This is a genomic window from Nioella sp., from assembly GCF_965215655.1.
Taxonomy (GTDB): Bacteria; Pseudomonadota; Alphaproteobacteria; order Rhodobacterales; family Rhodobacteraceae; genus Nioella.
Genome location: NZ_OZ244111.1, coordinates 2,804,572 through 2,826,064, shown reverse-complemented (window position 1 = coordinate 2,826,064; position 21,493 = coordinate 2,804,572). Strand labels below are relative to the sequence as shown.

At 64.7% G+C, this 21,493-nt stretch carries 21 protein-coding genes; 8 read left to right on the top strand and 13 right to left on the bottom strand.

Annotated elements, in window-relative coordinates; translation table 11 throughout:
- Window positions 1-243 precede the first annotated feature (243 nt).
- The 4 genes from ACOOEX_RS14020 to ACOOEX_RS14005 form a co-directional block, all read right to left on the bottom strand.
- Window positions 244-2,457 carry an NADP-dependent isocitrate dehydrogenase gene (locus ACOOEX_RS14020; RefSeq protein WP_420395407.1) on the bottom strand — a complete coding sequence of 738 codons (2,214 nt, stop codon included), beginning with the start codon at window positions 2,455-2,457 and terminating at the stop codon, window positions 244-246.
- A gap of 178 nt (window positions 2,458-2,635) precedes the next feature.
- Complete coding sequence (gene kynU, locus ACOOEX_RS14015; RefSeq protein ID WP_420395406.1) at window positions 2,636-3,829, bottom strand: kynureninase; 1,194 nt, start codon at window positions 3,827-3,829, stop codon at window positions 2,636-2,638.
- A 1-nt stretch (window position 3,830) separates the two neighbouring features.
- Entirely contained in the window at window positions 3,831-4,667 is an 837-nt protein-coding gene (locus ACOOEX_RS14010; protein ID WP_420395405.1) for a tryptophan 2,3-dioxygenase, read from the bottom strand.
- Between the two features lie 90 nt (window positions 4,668-4,757).
- Complete coding sequence (locus ACOOEX_RS14005) at window positions 4,758-5,702, bottom strand: GlxA family transcriptional regulator (protein ID WP_420395404.1); 945 nt, start codon at window positions 5,700-5,702, stop codon at window positions 4,758-4,760.
- 76 nt (window positions 5,703-5,778) lie between these two features.
- On the opposite strand from ACOOEX_RS14005, the gene ACOOEX_RS14000 reads away from it, so the two are divergent.
- The 3 genes from ACOOEX_RS14000 (at window position 5,779) to ACOOEX_RS13990 (ending at window position 9,901) form a co-directional block, all read left to right on the top strand.
- Window positions 5,779-6,939 (top strand): acyl-CoA dehydrogenase family protein, encoded by a 1,161-nt coding sequence (locus ACOOEX_RS14000; protein ID WP_420395403.1) that lies wholly within the window; start codon window positions 5,779-5,781, stop codon window positions 6,937-6,939.
- A gap of 137 nt (window positions 6,940-7,076) precedes the next feature.
- Entirely contained in the window at window positions 7,077-9,119 is a 2,043-nt protein-coding gene (locus ACOOEX_RS13995; RefSeq protein WP_420395402.1) for an acetate--CoA ligase family protein, read from the top strand.
- Window positions 9,116-9,901: a carnitinyl-CoA dehydratase gene (locus tag ACOOEX_RS13990; protein ID WP_420395401.1), complete on the top strand. Its 786-nt coding sequence runs from the start codon at window positions 9,116-9,118 to the stop codon at window positions 9,899-9,901. The genes ACOOEX_RS13995 and ACOOEX_RS13990 overlap by 4 nt, the downstream gene beginning before the upstream one ends.
- A 436-nt stretch (window positions 9,902-10,337) precedes the next feature.
- Here ACOOEX_RS13990 and ACOOEX_RS13985 read toward each other — a convergent pair whose 3' ends face one another.
- Together ACOOEX_RS13985 and ACOOEX_RS13980 are read right to left on the bottom strand one after the other, a co-directional pair.
- A complete protein-coding gene (locus ACOOEX_RS13985; RefSeq protein ID WP_420395400.1) occupies window positions 10,338-10,706 on the bottom strand; it encodes a glycine zipper family protein in 369 nt (122 codons plus the stop codon).
- A 25-nt stretch (window positions 10,707-10,731) separates the two neighbouring features.
- Window positions 10,732-10,899 (bottom strand): hypothetical protein, encoded by a 168-nt coding sequence (locus tag ACOOEX_RS13980; RefSeq protein ID WP_420395399.1) that lies wholly within the window; start codon window positions 10,897-10,899, stop codon window positions 10,732-10,734.
- Window positions 10,900-11,035: 136 nt separating this feature from the next.
- On the opposite strand from ACOOEX_RS13980, the gene ACOOEX_RS13975 reads away from it, so the two are divergent.
- Complete coding sequence (locus ACOOEX_RS13975) at window positions 11,036-12,058, top strand: AraC family transcriptional regulator ligand-binding domain-containing protein (RefSeq protein ID WP_420395398.1); 1,023 nt, start codon at window positions 11,036-11,038, stop codon at window positions 12,056-12,058.
- Between the two features lie 84 nt (window positions 12,059-12,142).
- On the opposite strand, the gene ACOOEX_RS13970 is transcribed toward ACOOEX_RS13975, so the two are convergent.
- A complete protein-coding gene (locus ACOOEX_RS13970; protein WP_420395397.1) occupies window positions 12,143-12,265 on the bottom strand; it encodes a hypothetical protein in 123 nt (40 codons plus the stop codon).
- Window positions 12,266-12,470: 205 nt separating this feature from the next.
- Between ACOOEX_RS13970 and ACOOEX_RS13965 the strand changes: the two genes are divergently transcribed.
- Window positions 12,471-13,406 (top strand): magnesium transporter CorA family protein, encoded by a 936-nt coding sequence (locus tag ACOOEX_RS13965; protein WP_420395396.1) that lies wholly within the window; start codon window positions 12,471-12,473, stop codon window positions 13,404-13,406.
- On the opposite strand, the gene ACOOEX_RS13960 is transcribed toward ACOOEX_RS13965, so the two are convergent.
- Genes ACOOEX_RS13960 through ACOOEX_RS13940 form a run of 5 tightly spaced genes read right to left on the bottom strand, consistent with a single transcriptional unit; the run spans window position 13,407 to window position 17,877 of the window.
- Window positions 13,407-14,129 (bottom strand): SDR family NAD(P)-dependent oxidoreductase, encoded by a 723-nt coding sequence (locus ACOOEX_RS13960; protein ID WP_420395395.1) that lies wholly within the window; start codon window positions 14,127-14,129, stop codon window positions 13,407-13,409.
- A gap of 1 nt (window position 14,130) precedes the next feature.
- Window positions 14,131-14,679, bottom strand: coding sequence for a DUF3833 domain-containing protein (locus tag ACOOEX_RS13955; RefSeq protein ID WP_420395394.1), 549 nt, complete (start codon window positions 14,677-14,679; stop codon window positions 14,131-14,133).
- Window positions 14,676-15,845 carry a class I SAM-dependent methyltransferase gene (locus ACOOEX_RS13950; protein WP_420395393.1) on the bottom strand — a complete coding sequence of 390 codons (1,170 nt, stop codon included), beginning with the start codon at window positions 15,843-15,845 and terminating at the stop codon, window positions 14,676-14,678. The genes ACOOEX_RS13955 and ACOOEX_RS13950 overlap by 4 nt, the downstream gene beginning before the upstream one ends.
- Window positions 15,845-16,591 (bottom strand): DUF1365 domain-containing protein, encoded by a 747-nt coding sequence (locus ACOOEX_RS13945; RefSeq protein ID WP_420395392.1) that lies wholly within the window; start codon window positions 16,589-16,591, stop codon window positions 15,845-15,847. The genes ACOOEX_RS13950 and ACOOEX_RS13945 overlap by 1 nt, the downstream gene beginning before the upstream one ends.
- Window positions 16,588-17,877 (bottom strand): NAD(P)/FAD-dependent oxidoreductase, encoded by a 1,290-nt coding sequence (locus ACOOEX_RS13940; RefSeq protein ID WP_420395391.1) that lies wholly within the window; start codon window positions 17,875-17,877, stop codon window positions 16,588-16,590. The genes ACOOEX_RS13945 and ACOOEX_RS13940 overlap by 4 nt, the downstream gene beginning before the upstream one ends.
- Window positions 17,878-18,075: 198 nt before the next feature.
- On the opposite strand from ACOOEX_RS13940, the gene ACOOEX_RS13935 reads away from it, so the two are divergent.
- Both ACOOEX_RS13935 and ACOOEX_RS13930 read left to right on the top strand, forming a co-directional pair.
- The gene (locus ACOOEX_RS13935; RefSeq protein ID WP_420395390.1) at window positions 18,076-18,618 is read left to right on the top strand and encodes a sigma-70 family RNA polymerase sigma factor; all 543 of its coding nucleotides are present in this window, start codon (window positions 18,076-18,078) and stop codon (window positions 18,616-18,618) included.
- Window positions 18,615-19,253, top strand: a complete 639-nt coding sequence (locus ACOOEX_RS13930) for a ChrR family anti-sigma-E factor (RefSeq protein WP_420395389.1) — start codon at window positions 18,615-18,617, stop codon at window positions 19,251-19,253. Before ACOOEX_RS13935 ends, ACOOEX_RS13930 begins: the two co-directional genes overlap by 4 nt.
- Before the next feature lie 38 nt (window positions 19,254-19,291).
- Here the strand turns inward: ACOOEX_RS13930 and hisD are convergent, their stop codons facing one another.
- Window positions 19,292-20,560: a histidinol dehydrogenase gene (hisD, locus tag ACOOEX_RS13925; RefSeq protein ID WP_420395388.1), complete on the bottom strand. Its 1,269-nt coding sequence runs from the start codon at window positions 20,558-20,560 to the stop codon at window positions 19,292-19,294.
- A gap of 222 nt (window positions 20,561-20,782) precedes the next feature.
- Between hisD and ACOOEX_RS13920 the strand changes: the two genes are divergently transcribed.
- Entirely contained in the window at window positions 20,783-21,319 is a 537-nt protein-coding gene (locus ACOOEX_RS13920; protein WP_420395387.1) for an RNA polymerase sigma factor, read from the top strand.
- The last annotated feature ends 174 nt before the right edge of the window (window positions 21,320-21,493 follow it).

Below are 21,493 nucleotides of genomic sequence, written 5' to 3'. Positions count from 1 at the left end.
GCCGGTCAAGCGGGTTTCGCCGCGCCCTTGGCGCGTCGACCGGGGAACGCGCCTCGTCACCCCCCGCTTGCGCGGGGACCTCCTCGGCGCGTGCTGCCGCGGAAGCGTGGTGAGGGACTGTCCAGGTGTCGTCTGGTCCGCTGGAGGTTGGGTCGGATGCCTCCGGCGGAGGTATTTGGGCCAAGATGAAAAGGCCGCCAGCGGGGAGCGGGCGGCCTTCTTGCGTGTGGTGTGTGGGCGGGGTCAGCCGATGATTGCGTTCAGCGTGGCCGAGGGGCGCATGACCCGGGCCTTCTTTTCGACCGAAGGCTTGTAGTAGCCGCCGATATCGGCCGCGGGACCCTGAACGGCCTTGAGTTCGGCCAGGATCGCCGCCTCGCCAACGGCCAGCGCTTTGGCGATCGGGGCGAAATGGGCGGCGAGATCTGCATCGTCCGACTGTGCTGCCAGCGCCTCGGCCCAGTAGCGGGCGAACCAGTAGTGGCTGTCGCGGTTGTCGGGCTCGCCCACCTTGCGGCTGGGGCTGCGGTTGTCGTCGAGGATGCCCTGCGTGGCGGCCTCGGCAGCGCGGCCCAGGACACCGGCCTTGGCATTGCCACGGCTGTCGGCGAGGAAGTTGAGGCTTTCCCCCAGGGCGCAGAATTCGCCCATGGAGTCCCACCGCAGGTGGTTTTCCTCGACCAGCTGCTGCACATGCTTCGGCGCCGAGCCGCCCGCGCCGGTCTCAAAGAGTCCGCCGCCATTCATCAGGCCGACGATGGACAGCATCTTGGCCGAGGTGCCGAGTTCCAGGATCGGGAAGAGATCGGTCAGGTAGTCGCGCAGCACGTTGCCGGTGATGGCGATGGTGTTGCCGCCCGCCGTGATGGTTTCCAGCGAGGCGCGGGTGGCTTCGCGGGGGGCCATGATCTCGAACTTGTCGGCAACGCCTGCGGCCTCCAGCGCGGGCTGGACGTATTTGATCAGCTCGGCGTCATGGGCGCGGTTGGCATCGAGCCAGAAGATCGAGCGGAAGCCCGTCAGGCGCTGGCGGTCGATGGAGAGCTGGATCCAGTTCTCGATGGGGGCCTTCTTGACGGTGCAGGCGCGCCAGATGTCGCCTGCCTCCACCTCGTGGGAGTGCAGGGTCTCGCCATTTGCCAGCACGATGCGGATGGTGCCGTCGGCGGGAGCTTCAAACGTGGTGGGATGAGAGCCGTATTCTTCCGCCTTCTGGGCCATCAGGCCGAGGTTCTGAACAGTGCCTGCGGTGGCCGGATTGAGCGCGCCATTGGCTTTGAAGAAATTGATGCTTTCGTCATAGACCGGGGCATAGCAGTTGTCGGGGATGACACAGTTGGTGTCAGCCTCGTTGCCATCAGGGCCCCAGCCCTTGCCGCCTGCGCGGATCAGCGCGGGCATGGAGGCGTCGATGATCACGTCGGAGGGGACATGCAGGTTGGTGATGCCCTTGTCGGAATTCACCATATACATCGGCGGGCGGTCGGCGGTGGCGGCCTCGATGGCGGCCATGATTTCCGCGTTGTCCGCGACGCGGGCGAGCACATCGCCCAGACCGGAATTGGGGTTTACGCCAAGCGCGGCGAGCTCTTCGCCGAACTGCTCGAAGACGGGCGCGAGCCAGGCTTTCACCGCATGGCCGAAGATGATCGGGTCAGAGACCTTCATCATCGTGGCCTTCATGTGCAGGGAGAAGAGCGTACCGTCTTTCTTTGTGTCCTCGATGGCGTCGGCAAGGAAGGCGGAGAGCGCCTTGACGGACATGAAGGTCGCGTCGACGACTTCGCCATCGATGAGCGGCCAGTTGTCTTTCAGCGTGGTGATGGTGCCATCCTTGCCCGCGAATTCGATCTTGGCGGGACCGGCCTGCGCGGCGGAAAGCGTGGCCGAGACCTCGTTGGCATAGAAATCATTGCCGGGCATTGAGGACACTTTGGTCTTGCTGTCGGCAGACCACTTGCCCATGCGGTGCGGGTTCTTCTGGGCGTAGTTCTTGACGGCGGCGGCAGCGCGGCGGTCGGAGTTGCCTTCGCGCAGCACCGGGTTCACGGCAGAGCCCTTGATGGTGTCATACTTGGCGCGGACGGCTTTTTCCTCGTCGGTCGCGGGGGCTTCGGGATAGTCGGGCAGCGCATAGCCTTGCGACTGAAGCTCTTTCACGGCGGCAACGAGCTGCGGGACAGAGGCCGAGATGTTGGGAAGCTTGATCACGTTGGCTTCGGCCGTCTTCACCAGGCGACCCAGTTCGGCCAGGTCATCGGACTGGCGCTGGTCTTCGGACAGGTATTCGGGGAAGGTCGACAGGATGCGGCCCGCCAGCGAAATGTCCTTGGTGCCGACGGTGACGCCCGCGGCATCCGCGAATTTGCGGATGATCGGCAGGAACGAGGCCGAGGCCAGTTCGGGCGCTTCGTCTACAATGGTATACACAATGTCAGGCTGTTTTTGATCTGCCATGTTCCGTTCCCTTTTTCAAAGTTCCGAGGGGGGCTGGGGGCCTTGCGGCGCTGACCATTTCTGTGCGCGTCGGCAGGTCCCCGGGAGTCGCCGTGGTTGCTTTCGTCGCTGGCCTAAATCAGGTGCGGGGAATGATCAACAGGACAAAGGCGCGCGTCTGTGACGCAAGCGGCCCGCGTCAGGTGACGCGCGACCGGGTCTGGTATTCCGGCGCCTCATAGGCGCGGGTCTCGATCACCTCTTGGAGGATCTCGGCGGCGCGGATCACGTCGGCTTCATCGAGATAGAGCGGCGTGAAGCCAAAACGCATGACGTCGGGGGCGCGGAAATCGCCTATGACGCCGCGGGCGATCAGGGCCTGCATCGCGGCGTAGCTGTGCGCGAAGGCAAAGGAGACCTGGCTGCCGCGCGTCGCGGGATCGGTGGGGGAGGCGAGGCGCAACTCGGGGCAGCGGGCGGTCACTTCGCGGATGAAGCATTCCGACAGGGCCAGCGAGGCCTTGCGCAGGTCATCCATATCGACCCCGTCCCAGGCCTTCAGCGCCTCTTGCAGCACCGCCAGTTGCAGGATGGGCGGCGTGCCGACGCGCAGCCGCTCGGTGGACATGGCGGGGCGGTAGCCCAATTCCATCGCGAAGGGCGCGTCATGGCCGAGCCAGCCGGACAGCGCGGGTTCCACGCCCTCGATGATGTCAGGGCGGGCGTAGATGAAGGCGGGCGCGCCGGGGCCGCCGTTGAGGTATTTGTAGCTGCAGCCCACGGCAAATTCAGCGTTTGACCCGGCCATATCGACCGGCACCGCCCCCGCCGAATGAGCGAGATCCCAGATCATCACGGCACCCATGGCATGGGCCTTCTTGGTGATGGCGTTCATGTCATGCATCCGGCCGGACCGGTAATCCACATGGGTCAGCATGACGACGGCGACCTCTTCGGTGATCGCACCGGCCACATCCTCTGGCGCGGGGGTGCGCAGCTCATATCCCTTGTCGATGGTGCCAATCAGCCCCTGCGCCATGTAGAGGTCGGAGGGGAAGTTGCCGTCATCCGACAGGATCACGCGGCGGTCGGGGCGCATCTTCAGCGCGGCAGCCAGCGCCTGATAGACCTTGATCGACAGCGTGTCGCCGGTGGCCACGGACCCCGCAGGCGCGCCGATGAGATGCCCGATCCGGTCGCCCACAACGCGGGGCAGGTCCATCCAGCCCGCCACGTTCCACGCGCGGATCAGCTGCCCGCCCCATTCCTGCTTGATCACTTCCGTGGCCCGTGCCGCGGCTCCCTTGGGCAGCACGCCAAGCGAATTGCCGTCGAGGTAGATCACGCCTTCGGGGATTTCGAAAAGGTCCTTGCGGGGCAGGGGTACACCCATCTTACAGCTCTCCTCTGACATGCCAGAGTTCGGGGAACAGCTCCACCTCCAGCATCCGGCGCAGGTATTGCACGCCCGAGGTGCCGCCGGTACCCCGTTTGAACCCGATGACGCGTTCCACAGTGGTCACGTGGTTGAAGCGCCAGCGGCGGAAGTAATCCTCCAGGTCCACCAGTTTTTCGCCCAATTCATAGAGCGTCCAGTAGCGATCGGTATCTTCATAGACCGCCTTCCAGCGCGCCTGAATCTCGGGCCGCGCATGATGCGGCGTGTCGAGTTGCGGGGCCGGCTCGGGGTCTGGTCCCTCCACCTGCGCGAAGAGCAGGGTGACGACCTCATCGTAGAAACTCGGGCGGGCCAGTTCGGCCTCCAGCATCTCGGTTACGCCCGGCACATGGGCATGCGGTTTGACCATGTTGGGGTTGCGGTTGCCCAGGACGAACTCGATCAGCCGGTATTGGTAGGACTGGAAGCCGGAGGACGGCCCGAGCGACTTGCGAAAGCGCGTGTAGTCGGCGGGCGTCATCGTGCGCAGCACGTCCCAGGCGCTGTTGAGTTGTTCGAAAATGCGGGAAACGCGGGCGAGCATCTTGAACATCTGCGACATCTGTCCCGCGTGCAGAGCATTTCGCGCGGCGGATAGTTCATGGATTGCCAGTTTCATCCACAGCTCGCTGGTCTGGTGCTGGATGATGAACAGCATCTCGTCATGGGCATCCGACAGCGGGTGCTGCTGCTGCAATATCCCGTCGAGATGCAGGTAATCGCCGTAGGACATGGCCGCGCGAAAATCCATCTGCGCGCCGTCGCTGTGTGGGTTGTAGGGCTGGTCGCTCATGGAGCGCCTCCTTGAAAGGTGGTGATGCGAGTCTCCCTGCATGGGACCCTATGGCTGCCATGATTATGTTTCAAGCTTAAAATAGTTATTCTAGGCGCGGCGCAAAACAGAGGGCGCAAAGCCGAACTCGCGTCGAAAGGCGCGGGTCATGGCGCTGGCATCTGCATATCCGCAACGAGTGGCGATTTCGGCCACCGAGAGCGTGGTACGTTCCGCCAGAAGTCTCGCCTGACGCAGCCGAAGCGCGAGGTAGACGGCACGGGGTGACATGCCGGTTTCCCGCGCGAAATGCGCCTCTAACCCCCGTTGACTGAGGTTCAGTCGTGCAGAGATCTCCCCCACGGACAAAGGGGCTTCGATATTGCGGCGCATGATCGAGACGGCGGCCTGCACCAGCCGGTCGCGGGGCATGCGCGTGAGCGGATCGGCGCGCGGGTCGGCCTCGCCATGCATGAAGAGCGCCGCCACCTCCAGCCGCAGCATCGCCCCGTGATGGGCGTCGATCAGGTGCAGCATCAGTTCGAACGTGGTGGTGGTGCCGCCGCAGGTGATCCGGTCGCCGTCGATCACGAAACGATCTTCGGTGACGGTCACATCGGGGAAGCGTTCGGCCAGCGTGTCCATCTCGTCCCAGTGGATCGTCGCCCGCCGCCCGTCGAGCAGCCCCGCCGCCGCCATCAGGTAACTGCCGGTATCGAGGCCCACAATGGTCCGAAACCGCCCCGCCGCCGCGCGCAGGGCACGGGTGAGGGCGGGGGTGGCGTGGCGTTCGAAATCATAGCTCGGCATCACCAGCAGGTAATCGCCGCCCGGATGATCCGAGAGCCGCCCCTGCGGCTGCACCGTGAGGCCGGAGGAAGACGCCACGCCCGCCCCGTCGAGGCTGAGGAACTGCCAGTCATAGAGCCCCCGCCGTGACAGCATGTTGGCCCCGCGCAAGGGCTCCACCGCATTGGCAAGGCAATGGTTGGAGAAGGCCGGAAAGAGCAGCACGCCAATGCTGCGGGGCGGCGTAATCTGTTGCGGTTTTTGCATAACTTATGACCAGTTCTGCATGATTGCCTCAAGCGCATCTTCCATAGTCGGGCCAGCAGGACAAGGGAGACGGCCCATGAATTTCGGTCTGACCGATGAACAGGAGATGATCGTCTCCACCGTGCGCAGCTTCGTGGAGAAGGAAATCTACCCGCATGAGGATGTGGTAGAGCGCACTGGTGAGGTGCCGAAAGAGGTGGCCGACGAGATCAAGCGCAAGACGATCGAACTTGGGTTCTACGCCTGCAACTTCCCCGAGGAAGTGGGTGGCGCGGGTCTGAACCATCTGGAATTTGCATTGGTGGAGCGGGAACTGGGGCGCGGGTCCATGGCGCTCAACCATTTCTTCGGGCGGCCCCAGAACATCCTGATGGCCTGCGAGGGCGATCAGAAGGAACGCTATTTGCTGCCCGCTGTGCGTGGCGAGCGGATGGATGCGCTGGCGATGACCGAACCGGGCGCGGGATCGGACGTGCGGGGCATGAAATGCTCCGCTGTGCGCGATGGCGGCGATTGGGTCGTGAACGGCACCAAGCATTTCATCTCGGGCGCGGATCATGCGGATTTCATCATCGTCTTCATTGCCACGGGCGAGGACATGACCCCGAAGGGCCCCAAGAAGCGGATCACCGCGTTTCTGGTGGACCGGGGGACGCCGGGCTTCACGATCCGCGATGGCTACAAATCCGTCAGCCATCGGGGCTACAAGAACATGGTGCTGGAGTTCGACGATTGCCGCCTGCCTGATGCGCAGGTTCTGGGCGAGGTCGATGGCGGGTTCGAGGTGATGAACACCTGGCTCTATGCCACGCGGATCACCGTTGCGACGATGAGCGTGGGCCGCGCGCGGCGGGTCTTCGACTATGCGCTGAACTACGCGGCGGAGCGGGAACAGTTCGGCCAGCAGATCGCCAAGTTCCAGGGCGTCAGCTTCCAGATCGCCGACATGATCACCGAAATCGACGCGGCGGACCTGCTGACGCTGAATTCCGCCTGGCGGCTCGACCAGGGGCTACCTGCGAACCGAGAGATTGCCTCGGCCAAGGTTTACGCAACTGAGATGCTGGCACGGGTCACGGACGCGGCCTTGCAGATCTATGGCGGCATGGGGCTGATGAGCGACTACCCGATCGAGCGCTTTTGGCGCGATGCGCGGGTGGAACGGATCTGGGACGGCACCAGCGAGATTCAGCGCCATATCATCAGCCGCGAGCTGTTCCGGCCGTTGGGCGCATGACGAGGGGGATTTCGCCGCGCGTCGCGCGTCGATCCGCGCGGTCCTGCGGACCGCGAAAAGGGGGCTCCGCCCCCGTCGCCTTACGGCGACTCCCCCGAGGTATTTTTGCCAAGATGAAAGCAGGTGCGAGGTGATCTGTGGGACGTGATCTGAACCGGCTGCTGAGGCCCGCGAGCATCGCCGTGATCGGGGGGGGCGCGTGGTGCGCGAATGTGCTGCGGGAATGCCGGAAGGTGGGGTTTTCGGGCGATCTGTGGCCCGTGCATCCGAGCCGGAGCGAGATGGCGGGGCTGCCGGTGTTCGCGCGGGTCGAGGACTTACCGGGGGTGCCGGATGCGGTGTTCATCGGCGTCAACCGGCATGTGACGGTGGAAACCGTGGGGTTGCTGTCGCAAATGGGTGCGGGCGGGGCCGTGTGTTTTGCCAGCGGCTTTGCGGAAGCGGAAGCCGAATTGGCGGACGGGCCGGAGTTGCAGCGTGCCTTGGTCGCTGCGGCAGGCGAAATGCCGGTGCTGGGGCCCAATTGTTACGGGTTTCTCAACGCCTTGGACGGTGCGCTCCTGTGGCCCGACCAGCATGGGTTGATACCGGTGGAGAGCGGTGTGGCGATTGTCACGCAGAGCTCCAACATCGCCTGCAACCTGTCGATGCAGGCGCGCGGGCTGCCGATTGCCTATATCATGACGGCGGGCAACCAGGCGCAGACCGATCTGGCGATGATGGGACGTGGGCTGCTGGCCGATCCCCGCGTCACCGCGCTCGGGCTGCATATCGAGGGGATATCCGACCTGCGCGGGTTCGAGGCGCTCGCGGCCACGGCGCGCGAGCTTGGCAAACCCATTGTGGCCGTGCGGATCGGCGCGTCGGAACAGGCGCGGGCGGCGACGGTGTCGCACACCGCCTCGGTCGCGGGCAGCGATGCGGGGGGGCGGGCGCTGCTGGCGCGGCTCGGGATTGCACAGGCGCGGACATTGGCCGAAATGCTGGAGACGCTGAAGCTTCTGCATGTGGGCGGGCCGCTGGTGTCGAACCGGATCGGGTCGCTGTCCTGTTCCGGCGGTGAGGCGAGCCTGATGGCGGATCTGAGCGTCGATACCGGGCTTGTTTTTCCGCCGCTGGAGCCGGGACAGAGAGCGGCACTGGCAGGGGCTTTGGGCCCCAAGGTGGCCCTAGCCAACCCGTTGGATTATCACACCTATATCTGGGGCGACCAGCCCGCCACCACCCGCTGTTTCAGCGCCATGATGCAAGGTGATCTGGCCATGGGATGCGCGGTTCTGGACTTCCCTCGAGAAGACCGCTGTGACGCCAGCGACTGGCACAAGGTGGTGGAGGCCATAGCCGATACGCAGGCCGCGACGGCCAAGCGCATGTGCATTCTGGCAAGCCTGCCCGAGACCCTGCCCGAGGCGGTGGCGGATCGGGCCGTGGCGCGCGGGATCGTGCCGTTTTCGGGGATGGGCGAGGCGCTGGCCGCGCTCGATCTGGGGGCGTGGCTGGGGCAGCCGCGGGAGGTGCCGGAGCCGGTGCTGTTGCCGGGCGATCCGGTCGGTGCAAGGACGCTGACAGAGGCACAGGCCAAGGCGGCGCTGGCCGCTCATGGCGTGCGCGTGCCGGGATCGGGCCGGGCCATGGGCGCGGCGGAGGCGGCGGAGGTTGCGGCGGGCATCGGCTTTCCCGTGGTGTTGAAGGGCGAGGGTGTGGCCCACAAGACCGAGGCGGGCGCGGTGGTGCTGAACCTGACAAATGCAGCGGCGGTCGAGGCGGCGGCGAGCCAGATGCAGGCGGCATCCTTCCTGGTGGAAGAGATGGTGACAGGCGCGGTGGCGGAACTGCTGGTCGGTGTCGTCCGCGACCCGGCGCATGGCTTTGTCCTGACCCTCGGGGCCGGGGGAACGCTGACCGAGATTTTGCGCGACACGGTGTCGGTGCTGGTCCCATCTTCACGTGAGGACATTCGCGACGCCTTGAAAAAACTGAAGATTTCACCGCTTCTGGCTGGCTATCGCGGGGCAGACCCGGCTAACCTGGAGGCGATATTGGATGCAGTCATGGCCGTTCAAGGATTCGTCCTGGCGGAGGCCGCGCGGCTGGAGGAAATCGAGATCAACCCGCTCATATGCACCCCGTCGGAGGCCATTGCCGCCGATGCGCTGATCACAATCGGAGAGGACAGATGACAGACACCCCCGTTCGCACGGACCGCCGTGGCCATGTGCTGGAGGTCACGCTGGACCGCCCCAAGGCCAATGCCATCGACATGAAAACCAGCCAGATCATGGGCGAGGTTTTTACCGAGTTCCGGGACGATCCCGACCTGCGGGTGGCGATTGTCACGGGCGGCGGCGAGAAGTTCTTCTGCGCCGGGTGGGACCTGAAGGCGGCGGCGGGTGGCGATCCGGTCGATGCCTATTACGGCAAGGGTGGTTTCGGCGGCTTGCAGGAATTGCGCGGTCTGAATAAGCCAGTGATTTCAGCGGTTAACGGGATCTGCTGCGGGGGCGGGCTGGAACTGGCGCTGTCGGCGGACATTATCCTGGCCGCCGATCACGCCAGCTTTGCTTTGCCTGAAATCCGATCCGGCACCGTGGCCGATGCGGCGAGCGTCAAGCTGCCCAAACGCATCCCCTATCATATCGCCATGGAGATGCTGTTCACCGGCCGGTGGCTGGATGCGGAGGAAGCGGCGAGATGGGGGTTCGTGAATCATATCTACCCGGCAGATCAGTTGCTTGCCAAGGCGCGCGAGATGGCGGACCTGCTGGCGTCGGGACCGCCGCTGGTCTATGCGGCGATCAAGGAGATCGTGCGCGAGGCGGAGGATATGAAGTTCCAGGACGCCATGAACAAGATCACCAAGAGCCAGTTCGAGACGGTGGAAACGCTCTATCGGTCAGAGGATCAGCTGGAAGGATCGAAGGCCTTTGCCGAGGGGCGAGATCCGGTCTGGAAGGGGCGCTAGGCCCCGTGAAAAGAGGGGGGTGCCGGGCGTACACCCCCTGTACACCCCCCGTGCACCGGGCGTGCAGACCAAACCCGGATTTCCGAGTTGACCTGATCGGGCGCGAAACCTTGCCGCTTGCGCGGGGAAGAGGTTTCGAAACCTCTTTGAAAGGGCCTTCGAAGGCCCTTCCCCGCGCGGGAGGAGAACGGTGTGCGCCGGGTCGGACGGGAGTGCATCTGTCAGGGGCGTCGCGCGGGGTCTGCGTGCCATCAGCGGCGTCTGGATCGGTGGATTGGGCAGGGTGCCTCCGGCGGAGGTATTTGGGCCGAGATGAAAGCTGCGGGCTGATGATGCCGGTTGAGCGCGGAATGGGCGGCGTTTTCGCCGATGTCATCATCGGAGGCCGGGGGGCCTCGCAATGATCTTCAGGAACGGTTTCGTGCCGCCCAAGGGGTCAGCCAGCCACCCTGTGACCGCGTCCGCGCAGGCATTCCACGATGATGGCTTCGCGCCGGGCGCTGGCGTCGCCCGCGCCTGCGGCGGCCCCGACCAATGCGCCGACGACCAGACCGGCGGCGATGCCTTCGGACTCGCCTACATCCTCATCAGCGGCACCGGCCAGCGCGCCCACGCCCGCGCCTAGCGCGGCACTGCCCGCGGTCTGGCGGTCGAACTGGCGCTGATTGGCGGCCAGTGTCTGGCAGGCGTGCAGGTCATGCGCATAGGCGGCGGTCGGTTCGCCATCGAGGACAGGTGCGTAATTGGCACCGCTTTCGGCGCAGGCCGAGACCAGCGCGGCGATCATCAGGGGGGTGAGGAACATAGCGGGTTTCATGGAGGCAGGTCTTTCAGAGTTTCATGAGGGGCGTGAAGAAGAGAAAGGGCCGCGCGGGCAGGTGCGCGGGGCGGTCGGGCAGGCCCATATCGGCGCGCAACCGGTCGGGCAGGGCGGATAGCGGGTTGGACCAGAGGCCTAGGCGCCGCCGGGACAGGCGGGTGATCAGGCAGGATTTCATGGGGGTCGTCCTTGGGGTGTTTCGATGAACGCGATCTAGGCCGTGCTTCGTGTCATCGCCATGACCCCGCGTTTCAACCTGTTGGCAATTCGTGCCAGCGCGGCTAGGTCTGGGACATAGCGATTGGAATGACGGTATGATTGCAGCGACAGGCGCCACGGCGGCGGCGGGGATCGTGAAGGGATTTCTGGACTATGCGGTGGCCGAGGGTGCGGACCGGGCGGGGTTGCTTGCGGTCTCGGGGCTGGCCGGCATGGACCTGTCCGATCAGGATGCACGGGTGCCATTGGGGGCCTACAAGGCGCTGATCGAGGCGGCCTGTGCGGCCACCGGAGACGGGGCCTTGCCCATCCGCTACAGCCTTGGCACCAAGCTGGAGGAGGTTTCGATCGTTGGGCTGATCGTGCATTCCTCTGCCTCGATGGCGGAGTCTATGGTGCAGCTCAACCGCTATGCCAAGCTGATGGTGGAGCTCGACATCATGAACGGGACGGAACGCTATAGCGTCAGCCCGGAAAACGGGCAGATCTGGATTGTCGACAACCGGCCCGATCCAAACAGCTTTCCGGCGCTGACCGAAACTGCCTTCGCCCGCTTCATCGGAGAGTTCCGGCGCAGCTTCCCCAAGGCGGATTTCGCGCTGGAGATGGAGGTGAGTTACCCCGCCCCGCCGCATGCCGCCGCCTATGAGGAACTCTACCGCGTGCCGGTGCGCTTTGGCGCGGCGCGCAATGCGATCCGAATCGACCCCAGATGGCTGGAGGTCGAGTGGGAGGAGACCAGCCGTTATGTCTTCGGCATCTTTGCCAGCCGTGCCGATCAGCTTCTGGAACAGTTGTCACGAGACGGGTCGGTCAGGGCGCAGGTGGAAGCGCGGCTGATGGCCATCCTGCACGAGGGCGATATTTCGATGGACCGGATGGCGGCGGAACTGGGGATGAGCCGGCAGACGCTGTATCGGCGGCTGAAAGAGGAAGGCGTGACCTTTGGCGGAGTGCATGACGCGTTGCGTCAGCGGATGGCGTGCGATTACCTGTCTGCGCGCAAGGTGTCGGTCAACCAGACCGCCTATCTGGTGGGGTTCTCCGAACCCTCCTCCTTTGTGCGGGCCTTTCGCCGCTGGACCGGCCGGACCCCGAGCGATTTCCGCGCCACCTGAAGGAAAATGAAAAACGGCACCCCGCAAGATGCCGTTTTCATGTCTCTGCTCGCGCCTCGCGGTGGCGCGTGGCTGTCATCAGACTTATGCCACGGCGTCCGCGATGTCGCCCTTGTCTTCACGACGGGCAACGATGAATTTGTAAAGCGCGTTGGCGCCCATGGTGCAGCATACGACAGTGGCAATACAGGCCAGGTAGAGGGTCATTCTAAGTCTCCTTGCAATAGCGGGTTCGCAGAATGTGGCCCGGCTTTGTGGCAGGTTCGCGGCGCGGGCGGGGAAATTGGGGAACATTTTTTCAGTCGGGAAGGGGCGGGTCCGGAGGCGGGCAAATTTGGCGACCTCTTTCGCCAGGGAAGTCTGATAGGCTTGCCCGGACAAGCCGGGGGCAGACAAGGATCGGAGATTTCGCATGTTGACGGCGTATGGATGTGCAGGCCGCGCCTTGCAGGTGGCGGGGTCCGATCAGGCGCTGTGGATTGACCTGTTCCAGCCTACGTCAGAGGAGGTGGCGCTGCTGGCAGAGCTCGGGGTAGACGTGCCGAGCCTTGCCGAGATGGAAGAGATCGAGCTGTCCAACCGGCTGTATCGCGACGAGGGGGTCGAGGTGCTGACCGTGGTGCTGACCGGAGAGACTGCCGTGGGCAATCAGGTGGCCGCACCGGTTGCGTTCATCCTGACGTCCGATCGTCTGGTCAGCGTGCGCCATCACCAGCCCCGCCCGTTCGTCACCTATCCGGGTCGGGCCGGGCAGTCCTCGGCCGGGATCGACGCGCCGGAACGGGTGTTTCTGGGGCTGGCGCAAGAGATCGTGGCGCGGCTGGCCGATCTGCCGGAAGGGGTGGGCCGGGTGCTGGACGACACCACGCGGCAGGTCTTTGCGGGTGATGCCGGGCGCGACCCCGATGCGTTGCAGGCGACGCTGAGACAGGTGGGCTTGCAGGGCGAGGCGATTGGCCGGATCCGGCTGGCGCTGCTGACGCTGGAACGCGCCCTTAGCTTCTTCGATTCCGGCGACCGGGGCGCGGCGGTGGCCGGGCTGGTTGCGGGGCTGCTGCGCGATATCGAGGCGCTGTCGGAACATAGCGACTACCTGTCGTCGCGCATCGGCCTGAGCGTGGATGCGACGCTCGGGATGATCACTCTGGTGCAGAATTCCACGGTCCGCATCTTCTCGGTTCTGGCGGTGCTGTTCCTGCCGCCCACTTTGGTCGCGTCGATCTACGGGATGAATTTCGCTGTGATGCCGGAATTGGCGCAGCCCTGGGGGTACCCGGCGGCGCTGGCGCTGATGCTGGTGTCGGCGGTCGGCTGCTATCTGGTGTTCAAGTGGAAGAAGTGGCTCTGATTAGCTCAGCATCCGGCGGAAGAGGCGGATGGGCAGGACGGAGCCAAGCCGGAAGAAGGCAGCCATTGGCCACGGAAAGGACGTGGCGAAACGGCGGGATTTCATGGCCTTGAGGGTCTTTGTGGCGGCCTCCTCGGGCGACAGGATGAAGGGCATGTCGAAGCTGTTCTTCTCGGTCAGCCGGGTCTTGATGAAGCCGGGATTGATTTGCTGGACCGTCACCCCGGTCCCCCGCAGGTCCATGAACAGGTTCTCGGCCAGTTGCATCAGCGCGCCCTTGCTGGCGCTGTAGCCGATGGCACCGGGCAGACCTCGGAACCCGGCCAGCGAGCCGATGAGCACGATATGGCCGCTGCCCCGTGCCGCCATTTGAGGCACCACATGGCCGAGGCTGCGTAGGGCGCCAGTGAAATTGACCTCGGACACTTTAAGCGCCTCCTCCACGTCCCAGCCCTGTGCGGTCATCGGCTCATAGGCCCCGGCGCAGTAGATCACCCCGTCGATCTGGCCCAGGTCTGCAATGGCCGCGCGCACCGAAGCGTTGTCGGTGACATCCATCGGCAGGGCGTGGGCGTGGGGCAGGGTGGCGGCAAGTGCCTCCAGCCGCTCGGCATTCCGCGCCGATAGGATCATGCGCGCACCTTCGGCGGCCATAAGTCCGGCCAACGCCCTGCCAAGCCCCTCGGACGCGCCGATCAGCCAGTAGGTTTTGTCCCGGACCATGTCAGGCGGCGGGGCGCATGGTGGCGACAAGTTCGGCCACGCGCAGCCCGTATTTGCGCATCTCGGAGCGGTTCATGATCACGCCATTGTCCATCAGGTACATCCAGTCGGTCACGTCCAGCACATGGCCGCCCGCGTCATCGGATAGTTTCAGGCGATAGTTCATGCACACGGTGGCCCCCGACATCACCCCGCGACCGGTGCCGATAATGTCATCGGCGGTGGCGGTGAAGGTTCCGTCATTGGCCACGTTGAGGAACCACTTACGGTCCTGGGTGCCGCCGCCCGCATAGCGGAAATGCTCGGCAAGCGTGCCGGTCGCCCCCGCCCATTCGCCCTGCATATCGGCGGTGAAGCGAGAGGTGACGGTGCCAAGGGGGCCATAGATCACGCCCTCGCAATGGATGGGGCCGTTCAGATGGCGGCGGATGTCGAAGGCGGGGCCTGTGTCCGCGTAGGTTTCAGGGCTTTGGCGGCGAAAGCTGAACCGGGCGCGGAAGGCGAGCCAGAGGACAAGCGTCAGGGCAAGCGCTGCAAGAACATAGGTCATCGGCTTGCCTCCCCAGCATGGGCCAGCGCGACCTGATGCACCCCGGTCTGTCCTGTCAGGAAGGCCGCCGTGCTGGAGCCCAGATAGAACCGCCAACCGCGCAGGAACTCTTCCGGCAGGCCAAGGCGGGCGATGCGGCGCTGTTCCGCGTCCATCCGGGTCTGCCATGCCTTTGTGGTGGCCGCGTAGTGATGCCCGAAGGCGAAATCATCGACCACCTGAAGCCCGGCCCGCGCCGCCTGCTGGCGGATCACGCCCGGAGACAGCAACATGCCACCCGGGAAGATATGCGAGCGGATGAAATCGGACCCGCGCCGGTAGATGCCGAAATAGTCGTCGGGCACGGTGATGACCTGAAGCACCGCGCGGCCCCCGTCTGCCAGCCGGTCTTTCAACGCGCCGAAATAGGTGGGCCAGTAGCGTTCGCCGACGGCCTCCACCATTTCGATCGACACGATATTGTCGAAGCGCCCGCGCGTGTCGCGGTAATCCTGCAACCGGATCTCGGCCCGGCCATCAAGACGGGCATCGGCATAGCCCTTCTGGCTTGGCGACAGGGTCAGGCCGGTCACACGATGTCCCCGGTCGGCGGCTGCCTCGGCAAAGCCGCCCCAGCCACAGCCGATTTCCAGCACGCTGTCGCCGCTCAACTGACCCAGAATACGGGCGTTCTTGCGGTCCTGTGCGCGGGTCAGGTCACTGTCGCCTTCGGCAAAGAGGGCGGAGGAATATGTCATCCCCCGGTCGAGCCAGAGGGAATAGAACTCGTTGCCCACATCGTAATGCTTGCGGATGTTGCGTGCGGCCCCGGCACGGGAATTTGCCCGCATCACGGTGTTGAGCAGCCGGTAGCCGATGCGTGCCCAGAAGCCGCCATAGACGAAGCTTTCCAGCCGCTCCATGTTCTGCAGGGCCACCTGGCAGAGGTCCGAGACCGAGGGCGTGTCCCAGAGCCCCGCCAGATAGGTCTCGCCCAAGCCGATATCGCCCTTGGCGGCGCAGGCGGTGACGACGGACCAGTCGTGGAGCGTCATTTCAGCTTCGGGCAGACCCTGACCGAAATCGTAGACCTCGCCCTCGGGCGTGCGCAGGCGCAGGCTGCCTTCTGTGATCTGGCCACAGCTTTCCAGAAAATCGCGTTTCACGCGGGCGGTCAGGAACAGCATCAGCTTACCTCTTCTGTGGGGGCATCGGGGCGGGGGCGATAGAGCGCCCCTTTCAGTTTCAGTCGAGCCGCGTGCCAGTGGATCAAAACCCAAGTGCGCGCGGTGCCTGCCGGGCGGCGGATGGCGGCAGCCAGAAGCGTGGCGTTGGTCATCGGGCGGCGCGCGCCGGTAAGGGTGGCAACCACGCCCTCGGGGCCGTTTTCATGAAGGATGCGGATGGCGACGCGGTCAGGCGTGATGCGAAACTGGAACCGGTAGCCGCCCTTGATCTCCTGGAAGGGGGACACATGCATGAGTTTCACGGCCTCCAGCACATCCTGTGGCTGGATCGGGGCAAATCCGGGATGGGCCGAGAGATAGCTGTGCCGGTCCCCGAACGTGTTGGTCACCTCTGAAATCACGGCAACCAGATCGTCACCCCGAAACGCTAGCCAGAAACTGACAGGGTTGAAGACGCGGCCCAGAAAGGCGGGCTGCGTCAGCAGCAGGATGCGTGCGTCGGTCAGGCCATGGGCGGCGAAGACCTCCCGCGCCCAGACAACACCGCGACCCTTACCCGGTGCCCCGCCATGGTGGCGATCCTGAACGGAATAGAGCCCCGCGCGGTTCCGGGCAAACAGCGCGGGGCCCTCGCAGGCGTCAGGGTCGATCAGCATGAAATCCACCTCATGAGTGAAGGCGTGCCGAATGCCCCCGCGTCGTGCGTGGGTGGTCTGGCTTTGCAGATGTTCGGGCCAGTGGCTCATGCGGCGATGGCCTGCTGTTGGTCCTGCAGCGCGCGGGCGATGCGCACGGCACTGGCGAACCCGTCCTCGTGGAAGCCGTGGCGCGTATAGGCCCCGGCAAACCAGGTGTTGTTGCGCCCCTGCATCTCGCGCAGCTGCCCCTGTGCGCGCAGCGCGGCAAGGTCGAAAACCGGATGGGCGAATGTGGTCTGGTCGTAGACCAGATCCTCGCGGATCGGGCGGGCGGGGTTCAGGGTGATGAAATGCGGGTCATCCTCGGGAATGTTCTGCAACCGGTTCATCCAGTAGCTGACGCCGATGCGCTGGCTGTCGGCATTCTGCTCGGCCTGATAGACCCAGGAGGACCAGACCTTGCGCCGCTTGGGCATCTGGGCGGGGTCACGGTGCAGCCAGACCTCGTTATCCTGGAACCGGATGGCAGAGAGCGCCTGCGCCTCGTCTTTCGTGGGACGGTCCAGCAGCCGCAGCGCCTGATCGGAATGGCAGGCGAAAATGACGTGGTCGAAAACCTCTGCCCCCTGTTCTGACACGACCGTCGCCGCCCCACCCGACCGGCGCACGGATCTGACCGGCTGGCCCATGCGCAGGTCGGCCCCGGCTGCGCGCAGATAGGTTTCCAGACGGCTGACATATTCGCGGCTGCCGCCATCCACCGTCCACCACTGATGCTGACCATATGTCGACATGAGCGCATGGTTGCGGAAAAACTGCACCAGCGCCTTGGCGGGGAAGGACAGGATCTGTTCCGGCGGTGTCGACCAGATCGCACCGGACAGAGGCACGAGGTAATAATCACGGAACCAGCGACCCAGCTTCAGGTCGCGCATCAGATCGGCGATGGTGGCGCTGTCATCCTTGGCCAATTCCTCGGCCCGCGCATTGAAGCGCATGATATCGCGCAGCATACGCAGGAAGCCGGGGCGCGCAAGGTTCGATCGCTGCGCCAAAAGCGCGTCGAGATCCTTCAAACCGTATTCGATGCGGCCATTATCCACCGTGGCCCCGAAACTCATGTCGCTTTTGGCGACGGGCACATCCAGATCCTGAAACATCCGGGTCATGTGCGGATAGTTGGCGTAGTTGAAGACGATGAAGCCGGTATCGACCGGCTGATCCCCGTTTTTGCCTGCCATCACGGTGCGGGCATGTCCCCCCAAGCGCGGCTCGGCTTCGTAAAGCGTGACGGAATCCGTGCGCGACAGCAGCCATGCGGCAGCGAGCCCCGAGATGCCGCCACCGATGATGGCAATGCGGCGGGCGGGGCGAAAGGGGGCGTCAAAGGACATGGGCGTCTCCGTGTGGATTGTGAAAGGAGTACGGAGAGAGAAAAAGATCGGATCAAAAATGATCCGGAATTTGCACCCCTGCGTAGAGAACGTATGTTGATGACGGCTGACATGGCATGCGACACGGGCAAAGCGCAGACAATGCGCTCGGCGCGGTGCGTGCAAAGGGACAGGAAAGCCGTGACTGACGGGCAGGACATGACAGACCAGACCGCGTGGATGCTGGCCGTGCGCGATGCGCGCGACAAGGCGGCCTTTGCGCGGCTGTTCGACTTCTACGCGCCCCGGTTGAAGGGCTTCGTCATGCGGGGCGGCATGGATGCGGCGCTGGCCGAAGAGATCGTGCAGGACGTCATGCTGACGGTCTGGCACAAGGCGGCGCAGTTCGACCCGGAACGGGCGCAGGTGTCGGGCTGGATCTACCAGATCACCCGCAACCGCCAGATCGACACGATCCGCCGCACGGGCCGCGCGATGCCTGAGGAATTGAAACATGAAGACGACCATGAACCGGATGCCGGACAGGTGCTGGCGATGGAACAGGAAGCAGGGAAGTTGAAACAGGCGCTGCGCCGCCTAAAACCTGAACAGCGCGCGATGATCGAGAAGGCTTATCTCGGGGATCTGACGCATCAGGAAATCCGCGACCAGACCGGGCTGCCGCTCGGCACCATCAAATCCCGCATCCGGCTAGGGCTGGACCGGCTGCGACACGAGTTGAAAGAGCTACGAGAGCCATGAGTGACATTACCCATCACATCCCCGAGCCGATGCTCGCGGCTTATGCCGCTGGCACTCTGCCGCCGGTCTTCGAGACCGTGGTAGCAACGCATGTGTCCATGTGCGCGACCTGTCGGGCCGGGATGCAGGCGCATGAGGCGGCTGGTGGCGCAGTGCTGGAAGAGGGCGGAGCGGTTGATCTGTCCGACGCGTTGAAGGCCGATGTGCTGGCCCTGCTCGACGCCCCCGCGCCCGTCGAACGGCCTGTGGCTAAGCGCAAGGGCATCTACCCCGGTCCGGTAATGGCGGCGCTGAAAAACCGGGAACCGCGCTGGAAAAGCCTTGGCATGGGGGTGCGCCAGTCGATCCTGATGGACGGGCCGGAGGGCAGCCTGCGGTTGCTTTACATCCCGCCGGGCCGCGCGGTGCCCGACCATGGCCATAACGGGATCGAGATGACATTGGTCCTTCAAGGCAGTTTCAGCGATGAGACCGGGGCCTTTGGCGTGGGCGATCTGGAGGTCGCGGACGAGGATCTGGAACACACTCCGGTCGCGGGTGAGGGACTGCCCTGCATCTGCCTCGCCGCAACCGACGCGCCGCTGCGCTTCCACAGCGTCCTGCCACGCCTGTTGCAGCCGCTCTTCCGGATCTGAGTGCCGCGTAGGGTGGGCAGTTTGCCCACCTTTGTTCACTACCCCCTGAGCCGGATATCCGCCGTGCGCGCATGGCCTTCCATGCCCTCCAGCCGCGAAATCCGCGCCGCTGCCTCGGCCACGGGGCGCGCGCCCTCTGCGGTGGCCCTCTGCCAGGTCACGGTTTTCAGGAACTTGTGGACGGACAGCCCGCCCGTATAGCGGGCCGCACCCGAGGTGGGCAGCACGTGGTTCGGCCCGGCGCATTTGTCGCCGAAAGCCACGGTGGTTTCGGCCCCCAGAAACAGCGAGCCATAGACCCGCAGCCGGTTCAGCCACCAGTCCAGCCCCTCGGCCTGCACATGCAGATGCTCGGGCGCATAGTCATCGGCCACCCGCGCCATGTCCTCGAAACTGTCGCACAGGATGATCTCGCCATGGCGCGCCCAGGCCTGCCTTGCGTTTTCCGCATTGGGCTCGGGCAGCGTCTCGATCAGACCGGGCACCATACCCAGAACACTCTGTGCCAGAACCGCGTCATTGGTCACCAGCCAGACCGGCGAGTTATAGCCGTGTTCTGCCTGCCCAACCAGATCCCAGGCCACGGTTTCGGGATTGGCGGTGCCATCGGCGACAACCATGCTGTCGGTCGGCCCGGCCACCATGTCGATGCCAATCGGGCCGAAGAGCTGGCGCTTGGCCTCTGCCACATATTGATTGCCCGGACCCACCAGAATATCCGCCCCCGGCAGACCGAAATGCCCATGCGCCATGGCCGCGACCGCCTGCACGCCCCCAAGCGCAAGGATCGCATCGGCCCCCGCAAGGTCCATGGTGAAGACGATGGCATCGGGGATGCCGCTGCCTGGCTTGGCCGGTGACGTCGCGGTAATATGCGGCACGCCCGCCACCTTGGCTGTGGTGATGGTCATCAGCGCCGAGGCCACATGCGCATAGCGCCCGCCCGGCACATAACAGCCCGCTGCCGACACCGGGATCAGCCGTTGCCCAGCCACCAGCCCCGGCGCCAGTTCAATCTCGCAATCGGTGACCGAGGCGCGCTGTGCCTCTGCAAAGCGGCGGATATTGTCGTGGGCGTAACGTATGTCCTCTTTGACCGCGTCCGGCACGCGGGCAATGGCGCTTGCGCGGTCCTCATCTGACAGTAGGATATCGCCTTCCCATTTGTCGAACTGCGCGGCCATGCGACGGACAGCCGTTTCGCCCTCGGTCTCGATCACCCGCAGCATCAGGGCGACCTGATCGGACAGGTCCCGGTTGTCCTGAAGATCGGGGGCGGCCCCCTGCTTGATATAGGAAATCCCCATGCGCTGCGTTCCTGCACAAAGCTGTAATGCCTTCTCTGAATGCGGATGAATCCGGTTTTCGTCAATGAAATTAGCGTATTAGGGCATTCATTTCGGTTTCTTGAAATCGCGGTTTTCGGGCCTCGAAAGGCAGCGCTGAAAAAGCGCGCGCCTGCCCCAAAGAAAATTTCACTTTCTTCCCAAGGATCGCGGTCTAGGCTGCGTCCAAGGAAAGACATGCGCATGAGTGTAACGGATCAGGATCTGGCCCTGGCGGCCGCCGGTGGCGACGCAGACGCCTTCGAGGCGCTTCTGTCGCGTCACTATGACCGGCTCTTCGCGCTGGCCTTCCGGCTGACCGGATCGCGGGCCGAGGCCGAGGATCTGACGCAGGATATCTGCGCGGCCCTTCCGGCCAAACTGGCCAGCTATCGGGGGCAGGCGCAGGTGACGACATGGCTTTACCGTGTGGCGGTGAACGCCGCCACCGACCGCCGCCGCCGCGCCGCCGCCCATGCCCGCGCCGCCGAAGGCTGGGGCGATTGGGAGGTCAACCGCCGCAAGGCCGCCACTGAGGAGAGCGAGCAGGTCGCGTGGCTTTACCGCGCCATGGCGCAGCTCTCGGACACGTTGCGCGACACGCTGGCGCTGGTGCTCGACGACCTGACCCATGCCGAGGTGGCCGAGATCCTGGGTGTCTCCGAAGGCACGGTCAGCTGGCGCATATCCGAGGCCAAGAAGGCGCTCGCCCGTATACGAAACGAGGAGGAGTCGACATGACCCCCCGCAATGATGAATTTGATCTGGACGACCTGAAGTCGGCCATGACAGCGGCCACCCCGGACGCCGATCCCGCGCGCCGGGCCGAAAATCTGGCGCTGGCGAAAAAAAATTTCCAAACGGCCCAAGGATCGCGGGCCGAGGCCCGTCAAAGCTCTGATCGTCCCCAAACGG

Bases quoted from the DNA above. Each gene is read 5' to 3' on its own strand.
- ACOOEX_RS14020 (WP_420395407.1), bottom strand. From the start codon at position 2,457: ATGGCAGATCAAAAACAGCCTGACATTGTGTATACCATTGTAGACGAA.
- kynU (WP_420395406.1), bottom strand. From the start codon at position 3,829: ATGGGTGTACCCCTGCCCCGCAAGGACCTTTTCGAAATCCCCGAAGGC.
- ACOOEX_RS14010 (WP_420395405.1), bottom strand. From the start codon at position 4,667: ATGAGCGACCAGCCCTACAACCCACACAGCGACGGCGCGCAGATGGAT.
- ACOOEX_RS14005 (WP_420395404.1), bottom strand. From the start codon at position 5,702: ATGCAAAAACCGCAACAGATTACGCCGCCCCGCAGCATTGGCGTGCTG.
- ACOOEX_RS14000 (WP_420395403.1), top strand. From the start codon at position 5,779: ATGAATTTCGGTCTGACCGATGAACAGGAGATGATCGTCTCCACCGTG.
- ACOOEX_RS13990 (WP_420395401.1), top strand. From the start codon at position 9,116: ATGACAGACACCCCCGTTCGCACGGACCGCCGTGGCCATGTGCTGGAG.
- ACOOEX_RS13985 (WP_420395400.1), bottom strand. From the start codon at position 10,706: ATGTTCCTCACCCCCCTGATGATCGCCGCGCTGGTCTCGGCCTGCGCC.
- ACOOEX_RS13980 (WP_420395399.1), bottom strand. From the start codon at position 10,899: ATGAAATCCTGCCTGATCACCCGCCTGTCCCGGCGGCGCCTAGGCCTC.
- ACOOEX_RS13975 (WP_420395398.1), top strand. From the start codon at position 11,036: ATGATTGCAGCGACAGGCGCCACGGCGGCGGCGGGGATCGTGAAGGGA.
- ACOOEX_RS13970 (WP_420395397.1), bottom strand. From the start codon at position 12,265: ATGACCCTCTACCTGGCCTGTATTGCCACTGTCGTATGCTGCACCATG.
- ACOOEX_RS13965 (WP_420395396.1), top strand. From the start codon at position 12,471: ATGTTGACGGCGTATGGATGTGCAGGCCGCGCCTTGCAGGTGGCGGGG.
- ACOOEX_RS13960 (WP_420395395.1), bottom strand. From the start codon at position 14,129: ATGGTCCGGGACAAAACCTACTGGCTGATCGGCGCGTCCGAGGGGCTT.
- ACOOEX_RS13955 (WP_420395394.1), bottom strand. From the start codon at position 14,679: ATGACCTATGTTCTTGCAGCGCTTGCCCTGACGCTTGTCCTCTGGCTC.
- ACOOEX_RS13950 (WP_420395393.1), bottom strand. From the start codon at position 15,845: ATGCTGTTCCTGACCGCCCGCGTGAAACGCGATTTTCTGGAAAGCTGT.
- ACOOEX_RS13945 (WP_420395392.1), bottom strand. From the start codon at position 16,591: ATGAGCCACTGGCCCGAACATCTGCAAAGCCAGACCACCCACGCACGA.
- ACOOEX_RS13940 (WP_420395391.1), bottom strand. From the start codon at position 17,877: ATGTCCTTTGACGCCCCCTTTCGCCCCGCCCGCCGCATTGCCATCATC.
- ACOOEX_RS13935 (WP_420395390.1), top strand. From the start codon at position 18,076: ATGACAGACCAGACCGCGTGGATGCTGGCCGTGCGCGATGCGCGCGAC.
- ACOOEX_RS13930 (WP_420395389.1), top strand. From the start codon at position 18,615: ATGAGTGACATTACCCATCACATCCCCGAGCCGATGCTCGCGGCTTAT.
- hisD (WP_420395388.1), bottom strand. From the start codon at position 20,560: ATGGGGATTTCCTATATCAAGCAGGGGGCCGCCCCCGATCTTCAGGAC.
- ACOOEX_RS13920 (WP_420395387.1), top strand. From the start codon at position 20,783: ATGAGTGTAACGGATCAGGATCTGGCCCTGGCGGCCGCCGGTGGCGAC.